At 51.2% G+C, this 14,410-nt stretch carries 9 protein-coding genes; all 9 read left to right on the top strand.

Features of this window, described 5'->3' with window-relative positions:
• The first annotated feature begins 9 nt into the window (after positions 1-9).
• The 9 genes from dnaX (at position 10) to B0F88_RS06840 (ending at position 14,405) form a co-directional block, all read left to right on the top strand.
• Positions 10-1,632, top strand: a complete 1,623-nt coding sequence (gene dnaX / locus B0F88_RS06880) for a DNA polymerase III subunit gamma/tau (protein ID WP_104423200.1) — start codon at positions 10-12, stop codon at positions 1,630-1,632.
• 37 nt (positions 1,633-1,669) lie between these two features.
• Positions 1,670-1,993, top strand: a complete 324-nt coding sequence (locus tag B0F88_RS06875) for a YbaB/EbfC family nucleoid-associated protein (RefSeq protein WP_104423199.1) — start codon at positions 1,670-1,672, stop codon at positions 1,991-1,993.
• A gap of 1 nt (position 1,994) precedes the next feature.
• On the top strand, positions 1,995-2,591 hold the full coding sequence (gene recR, locus B0F88_RS06870) for a recombination mediator RecR (RefSeq protein ID WP_104423198.1): 597 nt from the start codon (positions 1,995-1,997) through the stop codon (positions 2,589-2,591).
• A 764-nt stretch (positions 2,592-3,355) separates the two neighbouring features.
• Positions 3,356-3,898, top strand: coding sequence for a winged helix-turn-helix domain-containing protein (locus B0F88_RS06865; RefSeq protein ID WP_104423197.1), 543 nt, complete (start codon positions 3,356-3,358; stop codon positions 3,896-3,898).
• Positions 3,899-4,108: 210 nt separating this feature from the next.
• On the top strand, positions 4,109-5,446 hold the full coding sequence (locus tag B0F88_RS06860; protein ID WP_104423196.1) for a thaumatin family protein: 1,338 nt from the start codon (positions 4,109-4,111) through the stop codon (positions 5,444-5,446).
• A gap of 430 nt (positions 5,447-5,876) precedes the next feature.
• Positions 5,877-6,413, top strand: a complete 537-nt coding sequence (locus B0F88_RS06855) for a hypothetical protein (protein WP_104423195.1) — start codon at positions 5,877-5,879, stop codon at positions 6,411-6,413.
• Positions 6,406-7,560 carry a Hint domain-containing protein gene (locus B0F88_RS06850; RefSeq protein WP_104423194.1) on the top strand — a complete coding sequence of 385 codons (1,155 nt, stop codon included), beginning with the start codon at positions 6,406-6,408 and terminating at the stop codon, positions 7,558-7,560. The genes B0F88_RS06855 and B0F88_RS06850 overlap by 8 nt, the downstream gene beginning before the upstream one ends.
• Before the next feature lie 72 nt (positions 7,561-7,632).
• Positions 7,633-10,389 (top strand): hypothetical protein, encoded by a 2,757-nt coding sequence (locus tag B0F88_RS06845; protein ID WP_146083323.1) that lies wholly within the window; start codon positions 7,633-7,635, stop codon positions 10,387-10,389.
• Positions 10,390-10,391: 2 nt separating this feature from the next.
• Positions 10,392-14,405, top strand: coding sequence for a hypothetical protein (locus tag B0F88_RS06840; RefSeq protein ID WP_146083322.1), 4,014 nt, complete (start codon positions 10,392-10,394; stop codon positions 14,403-14,405).
• The last annotated feature ends 5 nt before the right edge of the window (positions 14,406-14,410 follow it).

The following is a 14,410-nucleotide window of genomic DNA, read 5'->3' as shown; positions in this document are numbered from 1 at the left end:
GAGCCTGCCATGAGTTATCAGGTTCTCGCCAGAAAATGGCGTCCCCATAATTTCACAGAAGTCGTCGGACAAGAACATGTCGTCAAGTCGTTAACCAACGCTTTGCAGCATGACCGGCTTCATCACGCCTATTTATTCACCGGAACGCGCGGCGTAGGCAAAACCACCATTGCCCGGATTTTAGCCAAAGCCATCAATTGCGAGAATCTCCAGGATTTCAATCCTTGCGGCGTGTGCAGCGTATGCCGCGATCTGGACGAAGGCCGGTTTATGGACTTGATCGAGGTCGATGCAGCGTCCCGCACCAAGGTCGAAGATACCCGCGACTTGCTCGACAACGCGCAATACGCGCCCAATCAGGGCCGCTATAAAGTCTACTTGATCGACGAAGTACATATGCTGTCCGGGCACAGCTTCAACGCCTTGCTGAAAACACTGGAAGAGCCGCCGCCGCATGTCAAATTCCTGCTGGCTACGACCGATCCCCATAAAATCCCCGTCACCGTGTTGTCCCGCTGTTTGCAGTTTAATCTGAAACGCTTGCTGCCCGGCCAGATTTTTACCCAGATGGAATTCATCCTTCAGCAGGAACACATCGAAGCCGAACCGGCCGCGTTAAAATTGCTGTCCCGCGCCGCCGACGGCAGTATGCGCGACGGCTTAAGCCTGCTCGACCAAGCCATTGTTTACGGCAACGGCAAGGTCGGCACCGAAGAAGTTTACGCGATGCTGGGTACCGTGGCACAGCAACCGGTTGAAGACATATTAACGGCTCTGGCCGACGGCGATGCAGCGGCGCTACTCGACAAGATAAACGAATTAGCCAATTTAACGCCGGACTTTAGCGATGTGCTGCAACAGATTTTGCAAGTCTTGCATCGTATCGCCTTGCTGCAACAAATACCGACCGCAATCGACCACGATTTTGATGTGGACATGGTGGCGGCATTGGCGTCCAAGCTGACGCCGGAAGATGTACAGCTTTATTACCAGATTGGCCTGGTAGGGCAGCGGGACCTGGATTTGGCGCCCGACCCTCGCAGCGGTTTTGAAATGGTCATGTTGCGGATGCTGACGTTCAGGCCGGTCGGCGCTACGGCAGCGCCGGTTAAACCGGCACAGCCTCGCCAGCCTGTTAATAAACCGCAGGCGCAGCCCGCTTCTAATCAGCCGCAGCCTGTTTACAATACAGAGGTAATAACGCAACCCGCTATTGTCGCCGAAAAAAATCCTCCTGAAACCGTTGCTCAACAACACGATTCCACCTGGATAGAAATGGTTGCCGCAATGAAGATCAGCGGCTTGACCAGGGAGTTGGCCCACAATTGCGTGCTGGAAAATATTGACGATACCGTCTGCACCTTGATATTGGACCCGGGACATAAACAACTGCGCAGCAGCCGCACCGAAGAAAACCTGCAAAAAGCATTGCAGGCTTATCGCAAAGCACCTTTAAAATTGGTGATCACTAGCGAAAAAACATCAATTGCCACGCCCGCCGTGCAATTGACCAAAGCGCGCGAAGACAGGCAACAGGCGGCGGTTGACGCGATCAATTCAGACGAAAATGTTCTGGCTTTAAAAGAACACTTGGGCGCCAGGGTCATGCCCGGTACCATAGAGCCCACCTAACAAGCCCCCCCCGTAAAACGAGAATAGAGAGAAGCCAATGAAAAACGCACTCGGCAACATCATGCAGCAAGCCCAAAAAATGCAGGAAGACTTCAAGAAAGCACAGGAAGAGCTCAACTCCATGCAGGTCATGGGCGAGTCCGGCGGCGGCCTGGTCACCATCCTGATGACCGGCAAACGCGAAGCCAGAAAAGTAACCATCGATCCGTCCCTGCTCGGCGATGACAAGGACATGCTGGAAGACCTGGTCGCAGCCGCCATCAATGACGCCGTCAACAAAGTCGCAAAAATGAAAAAAGAAAAAATGGCGGATGTCACATCAGGCCTGCCCTTGCCTCCCGGATTCCAACTGCCGTTCTGATATGCACAGAAAAGGCCTGTTAGGGCAGTTGATCCAAAACTTATGCTGCTTGCCCGGCGTCGGGCCAAAGACCGCCCAGCGCATGGCGTTTCACCTGCTCCAGCGCGACCGCAACGGCGCAAAAATGCTGGCACAAACGCTACTGCGGGCAATTGAGGAAATGGGCCATTGCAGGCAATGCCGCACCTTGACCGAAGACGATCTGTGCGACATCTGCGCCGATAATTCCAGGGACGATTCCATCATCTGCATCGTGGAAAGCCCCGCCGATGTCTGGATTGTCGATCAGGCAACCGTATTCAAGGGCCGCTATTTTGTTCTGCACGGCCGGTTGTCGCCGCTGGACGGCATAGGCCCCGACGAACTCGGACTGGACCAGCTTGAACAACAGCTGGCAACAGGCCGTATCAAGGAGCTGATCCTGGCGACCAACTCCACGGTTGAAGGCGAGGCGACCGCCTATTTCATCAGCGAACTGGCCAGGAAGCATCGGGTACCGTCCAGCCGGATTGCCCACGGCGTACCAATGGGCGGGGAACTGGAATTTACCGACAGCGGCACCTTGTCGCACGCCTTTAACGGCCGTGTAGAAATGTAAAGATCCCCCTTGCAAATTCAAATAACTTGCCCTTGTTGTCGTTAACTATAGAAACGACTGATAGCTGGAGTGCAGGCTTCGCCTGCAAGCGCAAGCAAAGCTTGCGCTCCCAATGAATGGCTTTCAAAACTTAACGATGACATCGCCTTAAAAATCACCCCGCACCAACCAAAATCAAAAGCCGATACTTGAAACCGGTCTGTTCAATAAACTGCAATACATAAGCAACCTCATTGCGACACCCAAAAAATCTTATTTATTTGTTATAAATCAATTAAATATAGACACAATATTATAATTAACATCATTTATTTTAAGAAACCCCCTAAAGTTTTTAGCTTTTCTGCCGATTGCCATCATTGGTTGGCGGCAAACAGTAATTTCAGTACCCATACATAAGATTGCCCACCAAACTAACTTGCAAAGCCGCCTTAAGTCCAGACTCGCGGCTTAACCCGGAGACTGGTGCAAGTAGCTGACAGGTTCGATACAAAAACATTCGTTGTCTCGCAAGTGTTCTCGCCCCAATGGACGTGACTCTTCGATCTGCGGGCACAAATAACCAGAACCTGTGCAACAAGCGGGCAACGGAGCTATTCCGTCCCATTAAATTAATGGCTTCCCGCACCTAAGCAATGGCTGAGCCTTTTGTCAGACGGGAATTATCGACAACATCAAACGGGTTCCAATAGAGGGGGAGTCACCATGCTTTGCTTTATTCTGCGCGCCGATCAGGCAACCAACACAATTGGGAGCACCTCGCCATGATCCGCATCGCCATACTTGATCAAAATTCCTATCTACTTGACAAGCTCGATTTCAACCTGCATCAACAGGGCTTTGCCGCTACGACGGCGCTCGACGGCGAAAACCTGAGCGTATGGCTGGCAAAGCACGGGATCGACATGCTGGTACTGCACCTGCCGAATGAAGAGGAGCAGCCAGCCACCACCTCCATCAGCCGGACTAAACCCGAACTGCTTAACGGCAATGAGCCTGCGTGCTGGCATCTCAATCCGTCGCGACTGGAATTGATTACCCCCGCCGGCAGACCAATCCCGCTATCGCACAACGAATGCTGCTTACTAGGAGCCGCCGCCAACGCAAACGGAAATCTGGTCAGCCGCAAAATGCTCATCGAAGCCTTGGGCCAGGATTTCTGGCACTACGACGAACGCCGGCTCGAATCGCTGATCAGCCGCCTTCGCCGCAAACTGGCTTCTTATGCGCCTGAGGATTTTTCAATTCGGGGGGTAAAGGGGCAGGGGTATTTGTTTGGGGTTGCGTTGCAGGTCGTGGAAATTTAAAACGGCCAGAGATGGTCAGCATTTGTCAGCAATAAGTCACATAAATCGGATAGCCTATCATCGCGGTCAATTTGAGAAAAAGGCGAGCTAAGTGATTATCCGGTCTTACATTAGCATTTCGGTGTGACTTTGCTAGACCTGAACCCGCCTTTTCTACTCGCTCCCAATTAATCTTGGGTTGATACTTATCACTACTTAATAGGTGTTTCGATGAAAACATATTTCAAAAACGTGTTATCCGTATTTTGCTTGCTTGTTTCAACCAGTCTGCTCATTGCAAGCCCAAGTTTTGCCGGCACACCGGAAAATTACTTAATGTGGCAAATGCCCGCTTCGGGCGTATCGTTCCCTATCTATGTTTATAACAACGGGTCACAGGTTGGATATTTGTACGGCACAACTCAACAAGCTTTTGCTGGTGCGTATGATCCGCAGAGCACAACGGCGTCCTATCAGCTTTATTATCAAAATGGCGGCGTTTGGTACAGTTGCTCTATCGCTTTAGCAAATGGCAGCCTCAATGGCAGCGCGACGACATGCCCCGGTGCCGTGATCAATGCCCCCGTAACTACCTCCAATGTGTACACGATTGCGCTTGGAACCACTGCTTGGCCGTCTGCCTCAACCTCGCCGGTTAACCCCGTCAACACCGACTACGGCAAGCGTCGGATTACTTTTATTAACGACACAAAATATTCGATGATCCAAATTGGCGAGCATTGCACGGTAAGCGTGAATCCTAATAATCCAAACTGCGTCAATAAAGAAAACCTGTTTCAGATTCAAAAAGGAAAATCAAAAATACTTACCATTGATAACGCTAAGAAAGAAGGTGCGAACTTCCCGGCCGGACTCAATTCGGCGGCATTCACTGTTACGGCATACAAGAATAAAGCAGGGAAGATCGTTAAAACCGGTGGATATGGCGCCGGCGAAAACCCTTATGCAACAAAAATTGAATCGACAAGCTTGCCCGTCAATACCAGCAACGGCATACAAACTCCCACAGGGGCGACCAATTTCGATGTATCCGCAGTCGATGGCTACAATTTTAATGTAATTGCCTATCCGGAATCCCCTACCTACTGCACCTATACCGTACCGCCTGAAAATTCAAACGTACTGGGCGCGGGCCTTTACAGCAAAGATAAGCCGCTAGCACAGTTGACGGGATTATTGGCATCATTGTGCAAAAACAGCTCTCAATTGCCGACTACCACTGGCGCTGACGCGTGGAACCTAACAATATCTAAAGGGGGTGAGTTTCAAGGCTGCATGAGTCCTTGTACTTATGCGACAAAGAATTCCGGTGTCGGCAGCCCAACCGCCAACCAATTCTGCTGCGCCGGATCTTTTGGCGGCTCCCCCCAGGCTTGCGATCAGCCAGTCGGTACATTAGGCGCGAATAATTCGACCTATGTAACCAATTTACAACCTCCTGTTTCAACGCATGTCTATCGATTCGCGTATGACGACGCCATCGGCGATTTCGCCTGCCCTGCGGAAACCAATTTTGTCATCAAATTTGTGTCGGTTGAAGCTTTGTAGAGCCAACCAGAGGCTTTGGCTACGGTAAACGTAGTCAAAGTCTTTACTCAATCGATAGAGCCAGTTTCGATTGTTTGATCAGTCAAGAAAAAATCAACAACGTGCCCGATTGTGAGAAGGCTCCCAATTGGGGAGTAAAGGGACAGAGTTATTTGTTTGGAGCTGAATTACTGATCTCAGAATCTTAATGATCGTCAGGAATAGTCAGCATTTGTCAGCAATGCGCTGCATAAATCGAATACTCTATCGTTAAGCCGATTAAGAGGGGAGAGGCGGCTTAAGTGATTATCAGATATTGCATTAGCATTTTAGTGTGATTTTACAAAATCCGGCTTTATGACTTTTTGACCTATAACCTTTTCTTCTCGAATAAACGGGGGCGAATTTCGAAAAACCCTACGAGCAGGAATTAACAATTCAGGAGTTAAAAATGACAACGTTACCCGAACTTACCGAGAATGAGTTAAACACTCTTTCCGAGGCTCACAAACAGATGTTAAGCGAAAAACCGGAAGGGCAGGCCGTTGCCCTTGACCCTTCGAACAAACTGCACAAGGAAATCATTCTCACCGCGCTGAAGGCTGCGGGGCAAACTCCGGAGAAGTACCCACACCTCTACAGCGAAATCGAAAAAGGCGGTACATCAAGCGAGGGCGAACCTGACAAGATGATCATCGTGGATGCGGGTGCCGATAGTAACGGTAAGGCGACCGCCACCACCTGGTTGGCGAACAACAAGGGTACGCTTTATTCCGGTGCCAGCCTGATGGTGCTGGATGGGGATACGGACGAACTGCTCGCTTATGGTAGCAGCACCGATGTGCATAGCGGATTTATGCGGAATCACACCAACACCCAGACCGCCAAAGCAGCCGACAAGTTGGTAAGGGTGCTGGGCGTTAACCATATGGTTGGACACGATGGAGCAGTGCGGTTTACGGCTGTGGCAGGTGATCGTCATGTCTGATCTATACACAGGCATCCCCAAGTCAAGTCATGCATATGGCTACATCAAGATTGCCGTAGGTCGGGTGGCAGGTACTATAAATAATGCTGATGCCGACTATTTCTATACTGAAACAACTAACCAACAAGATCCCTATCTCATTGTGCCATTTGCCGGCTCCTTAACCTTGCCTGACACAGTTGCAATTATCCCCGGCACAACATCTGCCAATATCCGCACAACTGCTCTGCTCTCTGTTGATTATGGGGATACAGGGGCTGAAATTGACATGTTGTCGACTTACACATCGCAAACTGCCATACAGAATGGCATAACAGTTATTCCGTCTACTAATACCATAAGCTGGAATTTTCCTTATGATAGCAAGACCGCCTCAACTACGGGGTCATTGGTGTTTAACCCGGGTCCTGCAAACGATAAGTTATCTTATTTCTTCTTCCAATTTTCGGTTCCAGTCACGGGAACCTTTACTGGAACGTATGTGTTTAGCATCTACAGCAGCTATAGCGCCCCCTCCCCAGCCAACCCACCCTTTAGTGTTTCAGGGCCAAGTCAGACAATTCTCCCTATCCAGTTTTGGTGGCACTGCCTCGCGGCAGGGACTCAGGTGGCGATGGCCGATGGTAGCCAGCAAAATATCGAAGACTTGAACAACAGCCATCGGGTCATATCCGGAAGCCACGGAGGGACTTTGGGCGTGGAAGCCACCGCATTGGGGCATCATAAGGCAAGCGCAGACCGAGTTGGCTTGCAGGGTATTTACCAGTTGCGCACACAAGACGGCAAGGAGCTTATAGCCACCGGCGCTCATCCCATCATGACACCCACAGGCGCGCTGATGGTTTGTCATCTGGACGTGGGCGATGCAGTATTGGTTACGGGCGGCGTAAGTTCTGTAGCAAGTTGCGAGCCGATAGATTACTCCGGCATGTTTTACGATCTCAAGCTCGGTAATGCCGAGGATCGCGCCAAAATGGGCCAACACCCGGTCTGCACATACCACGCCAATGGCATTTTGGTGGGGGATCATATTGCGATGAGCGAGCAAGCCGACCGGCAGCGCTACGATCTGGATTTTATCCTTCCCAGAATCAGTGCTGATTTTCGCACTGATTATGCCAATGCGGTGCGAGACCGAAACCAATAATCCCGAACTGGGTTCCTGAGAGAAGATGTCTTCTCTCGGGAACCGGGACAACTTACCAAAAGAGGTATCGCAATGGCTAATAACAATCCTACGATTAGTGGTGTTTCTTACCAAAACCCTTGGAGTCCTGGACTCAGCGACCAGACCCCCTCTGGTGTCACTATTTCCTGCGATTTCTCCGACTGTCCTGTAACTTCCAATTATGTGCTGGTTGCACGACTAATGCAGGGTGAAAAAGTACTTGTAATGCCGGAGTGCAGTGTACTGAATCCAGGGCAATTAACTTTGATGCTGCCCTATCCGTTGGCAGATGGCTTTTCTAGTTACGTTCAATGCCAATTTGTTCAGCTGTCCGGCAGCTACAATCCATCAACCATTATCGCCAGTGTCAGTTGGACAGATGCAAGCATAATCAATATCCCCGTCCTTGCCTCAATACTTGAGTTGAGTGAGGGAGTGATCGAAATCAGCGGCACGACCCTTAACGCAACATTTAGCTGGGCCAACCAGTTCCCCCTCACAGCCTATGTACAAATATATGCCCCGGGATTGCAGAGTGCAACTTTTGTATCTTGTTTTAATCATTCCACAACCCTGAGCTATAACTATTCGACTCCAACATCCCCCCCACCCCCTTGGACGGTAGTTTTGAGGCCTTTAATTCCATTAAATCCCCCCCCACCGACACCTTGGCCGCCCAATGCAATATTGAGTCCGTCAACGCCATCTATCCTGGGTTCCGGAATCACCTACACCTTGCCCGACCAAAGCCCGAGTATCACGTCCGTCAACTATGACGGCTCGATGGTATCTGCGGCCTGGACACCACCGGCTGTGCCTGATGGTGCGGAGCCGGTTTCCTACGAACTGCTGCTCACCTGCACCAGCAACGGAGTGACCACCTCGACATACCCCGCCACATCTTCCGGCGGAACGGCACCGTTACCCATGCCCGGTAGCCTGGCGGAGACATACACGGTAAGCGCCCGCGTGAATTATGGCGTCATCAAAGGGCCGTCATCTTCCGCAGTTCCGGTCATCACCGGAAGCGTGGACAATATCGTTCAAAGCACTGATACCTCGACCGGCATCGCCACCTTGACATGGAATGACATAAGCGGCTTCAACACGAGCAACGCTAACTACAGTGGCTATACAGAAACGTTTAATCTGACATTCGGCAGCGGCACCCCCATCACCGGTAATAGCGGGACAAGTTATTCTTTAACCACACAACTTACGGCGAATGCCGTCAATACCGTGTCTGTATCCGTAACGGCAACATCCGGCACCGTTACAACAACCGGCCCCTGTTCGCCTTGGCGCAGATTGGGGACATCCCAGCCGATTCTGCTCAGCGCAGAATATGACGGCACCAATATCTCGCTTTCCTGGCAAGCGATGGAGGGCAGTGTTTGTGGGTATACGGCCACTCTTTTTGTCAATGGCACCGCCAGTACGTCCGCTTTTTCTGCCCCGGCAGGATCGACGAGCCTGAATTTTTCACCTGCAACAACTATTTCCTCATCCGACACCTTGACGGTGACATTGCAGGCAACTATGAAAGGTGATGCGGGCCCCGGATTACCGACCAACCCTATGCCCGTCAGCTTTACGCCTGCCTATTTTCTAGCCGCCACAGGACAGACAACAACTGCTCCCCTCATCTATACGGCGCCAACACTTGCAGCCCTAAACCAAACGCAACCCGCATCTATCACCCTTTTTCTGCCGAGCGGCAACTATGTGGCAGCCGGAAAAACACTCAGCCAGCCAGTTTTATCCCCTACGACTTCCGCGATTTTCACCCTGGCAGCAAATCCGGCTACGAATAGCAATAGCACCCTGTACCCGTACACGCTAGCGATCAACTCAACCGCCTGGAATACGAACACCATTCGAGCATCCGTGCAAACCGCTTATACAGACTTTCTTACAGCAGCGGAAACCGCAGGCGTCACGCCTTGGGGCATTTCAGTTATTCAGGAAGCCATTGCCCGCCACATGCCGCAAACCTTCGCGGAGACCCTCTATTACAACTATGGCCTGAATTTAGCCCAGGGTTATGCCGATCTGCGGCCCGGCATGGTTCTGCGCGTCATGCCCAGCAATTACATGGTTGTTCCAGGGTACGATAACAACCCTTCTGAGAAGGCTGTATCCAATACAGACGGTTATACGAATAGTGCGCCGATAGATTACGACATCGGCAGCTACACCGACAGCTCAGGTTGGATGGTGGGCTTCGATGCCTTTCTCTCCCGACTGATGGGGGGGGCGATAACCGTCGCACCTCCCGCCGCAATGGCGGGGGATGCACAAGGTGTTGCCGAAGCGGCCGACCTGTATTACCCCGCCTTTCAGCAACCGTTCTATCGCGTATTTTTCCCAACTACGCTGTCAGCAACAAGCACTGTCTCAACCCTTCCTGCATCGCAAATAAATCTTGCCGCTGCAGCAAATTACACTGCACTTCAAAATACAAGCATCAGCGCGGCTACAAATACTTATTTCTGTGGGCGAGCAATCATAAAACTTTGTATCCGGGTGATTATCAACGGGAATGAAGCTGTAGTTCCGATTGGCACTACTGTGACCAATATCCTTGAGCGGGCAGGGCGGGTTCCGCCGAAGAGCGGTGTCACGCTAACAGGTTTAAAACTGGAGCGGGCGATAGGCCAAACCGACAGCTTCGGCAATGCCTCGTGCCAAGCTGGCCGCGCATATAAGGTACATTTTGACTATCAGCCATTACCGGTTTATGGAACCGGGCAAAGCGCGCTGGATCTGCCTTTGCTGCATGGTGACATACTGACTTTTGCAGCGTAATCATGCTAACGCCACGCTATATACAGATCGTCGAACGAGGGATTGGTCTGCCGCTCTATAGCCTCGTTTCCAATCATGCCACGACAGACTATTGGGCTGGCTATCTGCCCAGCGTAGCGGCAGGCTTTGGCAGCGACATCGACCCTTCTATAACTTGGCAAGACAAGGGAGGGGTTTACCTGTTCGCAAAAGAATGTCCCGACGACTTTTCCACTTTCCTTGATGAACTCAATCTCTTGCTACCGAAGCTTTCTCCAGCGGGTGATGTAAGGATATTGTGGGTTTACAACCCGAATCAAGCAAGCGCATGCTGGCAATGGAATATTTTGAAAGCCAGCGCGGTATCGGGTGCGCGAGGGCTAAACTGGGTAGTGATGCGGCAGGCCTTATTCAGTATCGGAAGTTATACACTTGCCATTGACGCCCAGGCCACGATGGATCTAGATGAAACCGATAATTGCAGCATCACATTTTCAGTTGATCAGGTAAAATTCTTTGGTCCAAATGGCCGCTATCCGGCACAACACCTGCCGGTTTCCATTCCGCTTTGGGGCGCTCAACAAGGTGCTTTCAACGCCTACCTTACATTGGCAGAAGGCGATCTGTCCAAGCTGGCAGTCAAATTGCAATATGCAACGACCACTGCAACATCAAACTTCAATGTCTTTGATGAGGTGGAGACTCTGGACATGCCCATCCTGAGTCTGCCGACGGGTTCGACGATGCAGATGAAGCTCTCATTCGATCCGCTCAACCCATTGGATCCAGAACGCAGCCATCTGAGTTTTTTTCCGTATGACAACACGACGCCTTCAGCGCTGGACAGCACATTCATCACCCCACTGGGCATGGGCACAACCCTGACTCCGGCATATTTGGCATCGCCGCTGTGGCCTGCTCGGTTGGTATTCAATCGCACTCCAACCACCTATGCGTCAGGGGGAGAAGCGAGCAATTTCGCTTATCACCTGACCCCGGACGGCGCCTTTAGCCTGAACGTTGTGAACCCGCCCACCGGGCAATCCATCAACCTGCTCTGCGGGCTGTCGGGTGTTGAATCCATCCAGTTTGCGCAAGACGACATCATGATGTTTTATTCGGGCCAGCCCGCAGGCGTCGATGTCACGATGATACCGGGTTCCGAAGAAATCACCTTGAAGCTATCCCCAACCTCGCCATTCACCACATCCTGGGCAATGATCCTGCCAGGTAACGCCGCTGCCCCATCCGTTCGCACGTATTATTCGGAGCCGGATCGCTCGTCATTCTATGCCAATACCGATAGTACATATCCGTCACAACTCGCTTATTACCCGACGAGCCGGATAACCCTGCCCGATACGCCTAACCCAAGCAGCGCGACCTGCTGCTTCCCCATAGCGTCCTATCAGGGGATGGTTCAAGCCGCCTTGGGTTTCGGCAGCAAGCCAAAAAATGTCGAAGCTTTCGAGTTTCAGCTTCTCAACCCGGAGCGGCAAAAACTAATCGAACAGATGGCGCAGCCGTCGACTCCGGCTACGGGCAGCACCACTGTTTATGCGCTCACGCCCCAAGGGTATCAGGCAACTTTTGTTAACGGCGTATGGACCGGAATAAGCATAGCGAAAGCCACGGTGACTGGGGAGGTAGGTGGTAGTCCGGTAACGGTCAGTAATGTTGATATTGAATTTTCAAGCGCTAATGAAACCACGCCGCTGCCCGATGCTTTGCAAAAGGCTTTTCTTACCAATCAACAGTTCCTTGTTATTACGGCGGATATAACAGGCAACGATGGCAGCAACCTTGCAACCTTTGCGCCACAAGTCATGATGAGTGATTGGTCTTTTATCCTGAATATGCCCAAGACGACCACGCCCGGCAATTATACGAATGTGCTTATATTCAAGTCGGGCAACACCAGCATAAACCAGATGGCCAGAAATCCCCATTTGTGGACACAGTATGCGGATTTTAACGATACAAGCAGCGACGCTGAAGGTAACTTTCTTTCAAACTGGCTGGTCGAATATCTTGAAAATGCCGAGGCGCTTTATGACAACGGCAACGGTGTTGCCAGCCTTGAGAATTTCTGCACCTTGATCAACGACGAGAACTGGAACGGGTTCCTGGCCTTGAAAGTAAAGGTTGGTGACATAGCCACTTTGCCTGTCGATGTGCAGGCGCTGGTGGCTGATATTAGCGGCAACTTATACGCCCATCATTTGGGTAACGAGATAAACCACGTTGGGCCAAGTAAGTTTGCCAGTATCAAAAAAGGTGATTTTGTTAAAGCTGTGGTTTCTGCTTTTCCCGACAATACCCAAGTTGCAGCTAAGACAGATACCGCGATTACGCTTTCCAGTGCGTCTACCAGCGAAATTCCTGAAGGTACTTACATGGAATTTGTAGAGCTGAAGCAAGAAATTAGTTTGAAGCTTAGTGCAACGCTGCCCACTTCAACAAATATCCTTCAGAAAAGTGATTTTTCACCAGTTGAGCCGGGGGCGTTTAACAGTATCAAAAAAGGTTATTTTGTTAAGGCTATGCTTTCCGGTGGTGATAATGCTTTTCCCGACAAAACCCAAGTTACAGCTAAGACAGATACCACGATTACGCTTTCCAGTGCGTCTACCAGCGAAATTCCTGAAGGTACTTACATGGAATTGGTAGAGCTGAAGCAAGAAATTAGTTTGAAGCTTAGTGCAACGCTGCCCACTTCAACAAAAACCCTTCAGAAAAGTGATTTTTCACCGGGAGCGGATTCTTATGACCTGAACAGCCCCTTCTTCGGTTTGATCCATTACGTGAATCCGCAGTTTGCCGGTGAAGCCAAAAATCCGCCCGCCTATGTACAGATTGCAAGCGATTATGACTTCACGGTACTGACACTGGAAGTGGTCTTTGAAAAGGCCCTGGAGACCCGGTTTTCCAACAAGTCCATGCTCATGATGAACACGTTCTTCGGCGACAAAGTGGTGCAGACCGGCCCGAATGGAGAGCAAGGAGCCAATAATCTGATACTCATCGGAACGTACCACGATGTGGACAACGTACCTTCTTACAGTTTTTCAACGGCCAAGGGCGTGACCACGGATTTTTACCTAGCCAGCAACGCCTTTAACTGCAACCGCATCGCCAACGTCACGATGAATGTGGTCAAGCTTTCGGGCAGCTCAGAGGCTACTGATATTTATAAGGCAAGTTTTGCCATTCGCGGCAGCTTTGACTTTCTGAATGACAGCAGTTTCGACCTTCTTTCATACGAGTATTTGCCTTACTACGGCCTGACCCTGGACGTGACCATACAACACAGCCAATCCAATATTTATGAGATGGTTGCGTCCAAACTTCGGTTTGAGAAAAATCAGACCGAAGCTCTTGCGGCGGGATCGGGCAAGCAGGCCGGACAGGCGCTTAATATCGTGCGTACCGGTTCGCTGGTCGCGCAGTTCCCGATGAAGCTCAAGGGGCTGGTTCAGTACGTGGGCGTTACAACAACCAATAGCGCCGGCAACGAGGTTCCCGACAATGTCTCGCCCGGTGATATGGGCTATCGCTTGCTGGAAACGGCAACTCCTAAGGGCATCTCATTTACGAGCCCGTCTGACGGGGTAGCGTGGTACGGCCTGGAGTTCGATCTAATTCTTGGGGGCAAAGGTTCCCTTGCTGCAAGCGGGGCCATCTCTGCCTCGATGCTACTGGCGTGGATGCCGGGCGGCAGCGGCTACTATGCCAACGCCTCGCCCCAGTTCAAGCTCTCGGGCCCCGATGGCGTGAGTTTGAGCTTTGATTTCGAGGGGGTGTTGAAGTTTGGCGCCAAGGACATCGTGCTGAACAGGCATGTAGACGCAAGTGACCCAACCAAAGATTATTTTTATATGGAATTCCAGAGCATTGCGCTGACGTTGCTCAGCATCTCCTTCCCGCCCGGCGGCACGACCAATCTGGCTCTAATGGGCGATACGAGCGCAGCGGATGGCAGCATAGTCAACCCCACCCTGAGTTGGTTGGGCGGGTATGCGGAAAAAACAAATTAGGAAAT

It is taken from the genome of Methylobacter tundripaludum, assembly GCF_002934365.1.
Lineage (GTDB): Bacteria > Pseudomonadota > Gammaproteobacteria > Methylococcales > Methylomonadaceae > Methylobacter_A > Methylobacter_A tundripaludum_A.
Note: the sequence above shows the minus strand (reverse complement) of the source record. Positions and strands in the feature narration are given on the sequence as shown.

What these genes read in the sequence shown, in the direction of transcription:
- dnaX (WP_104423200.1), top strand. Translation starts at nt 10, where the DNA reads ATGAGTTATCAGGTTCTCGCCAGAAAATGGCGTCCCCATAATTTCACA.
- B0F88_RS06875 (WP_104423199.1), top strand. Translation starts at nt 1,670, where the DNA reads ATGAAAAACGCACTCGGCAACATCATGCAGCAAGCCCAAAAAATGCAG.
- recR (WP_104423198.1), top strand. Translation starts at nt 1,995, where the DNA reads ATGCACAGAAAAGGCCTGTTAGGGCAGTTGATCCAAAACTTATGCTGC.
- B0F88_RS06865 (WP_104423197.1), top strand. Translation starts at nt 3,356, where the DNA reads ATGATCCGCATCGCCATACTTGATCAAAATTCCTATCTACTTGACAAG.
- B0F88_RS06860 (WP_104423196.1), top strand. Translation starts at nt 4,109, where the DNA reads ATGAAAACATATTTCAAAAACGTGTTATCCGTATTTTGCTTGCTTGTT.
- B0F88_RS06855 (WP_104423195.1), top strand. Translation starts at nt 5,877, where the DNA reads ATGACAACGTTACCCGAACTTACCGAGAATGAGTTAAACACTCTTTCC.
- B0F88_RS06850 (WP_104423194.1), top strand. Translation starts at nt 6,406, where the DNA reads ATGTCTGATCTATACACAGGCATCCCCAAGTCAAGTCATGCATATGGC.
- B0F88_RS06845 (WP_146083323.1), top strand. Translation starts at nt 7,633, where the DNA reads ATGGCTAATAACAATCCTACGATTAGTGGTGTTTCTTACCAAAACCCT.
- B0F88_RS06840 (WP_146083322.1), top strand. Translation starts at nt 10,392, where the DNA reads ATGCTAACGCCACGCTATATACAGATCGTCGAACGAGGGATTGGTCTG.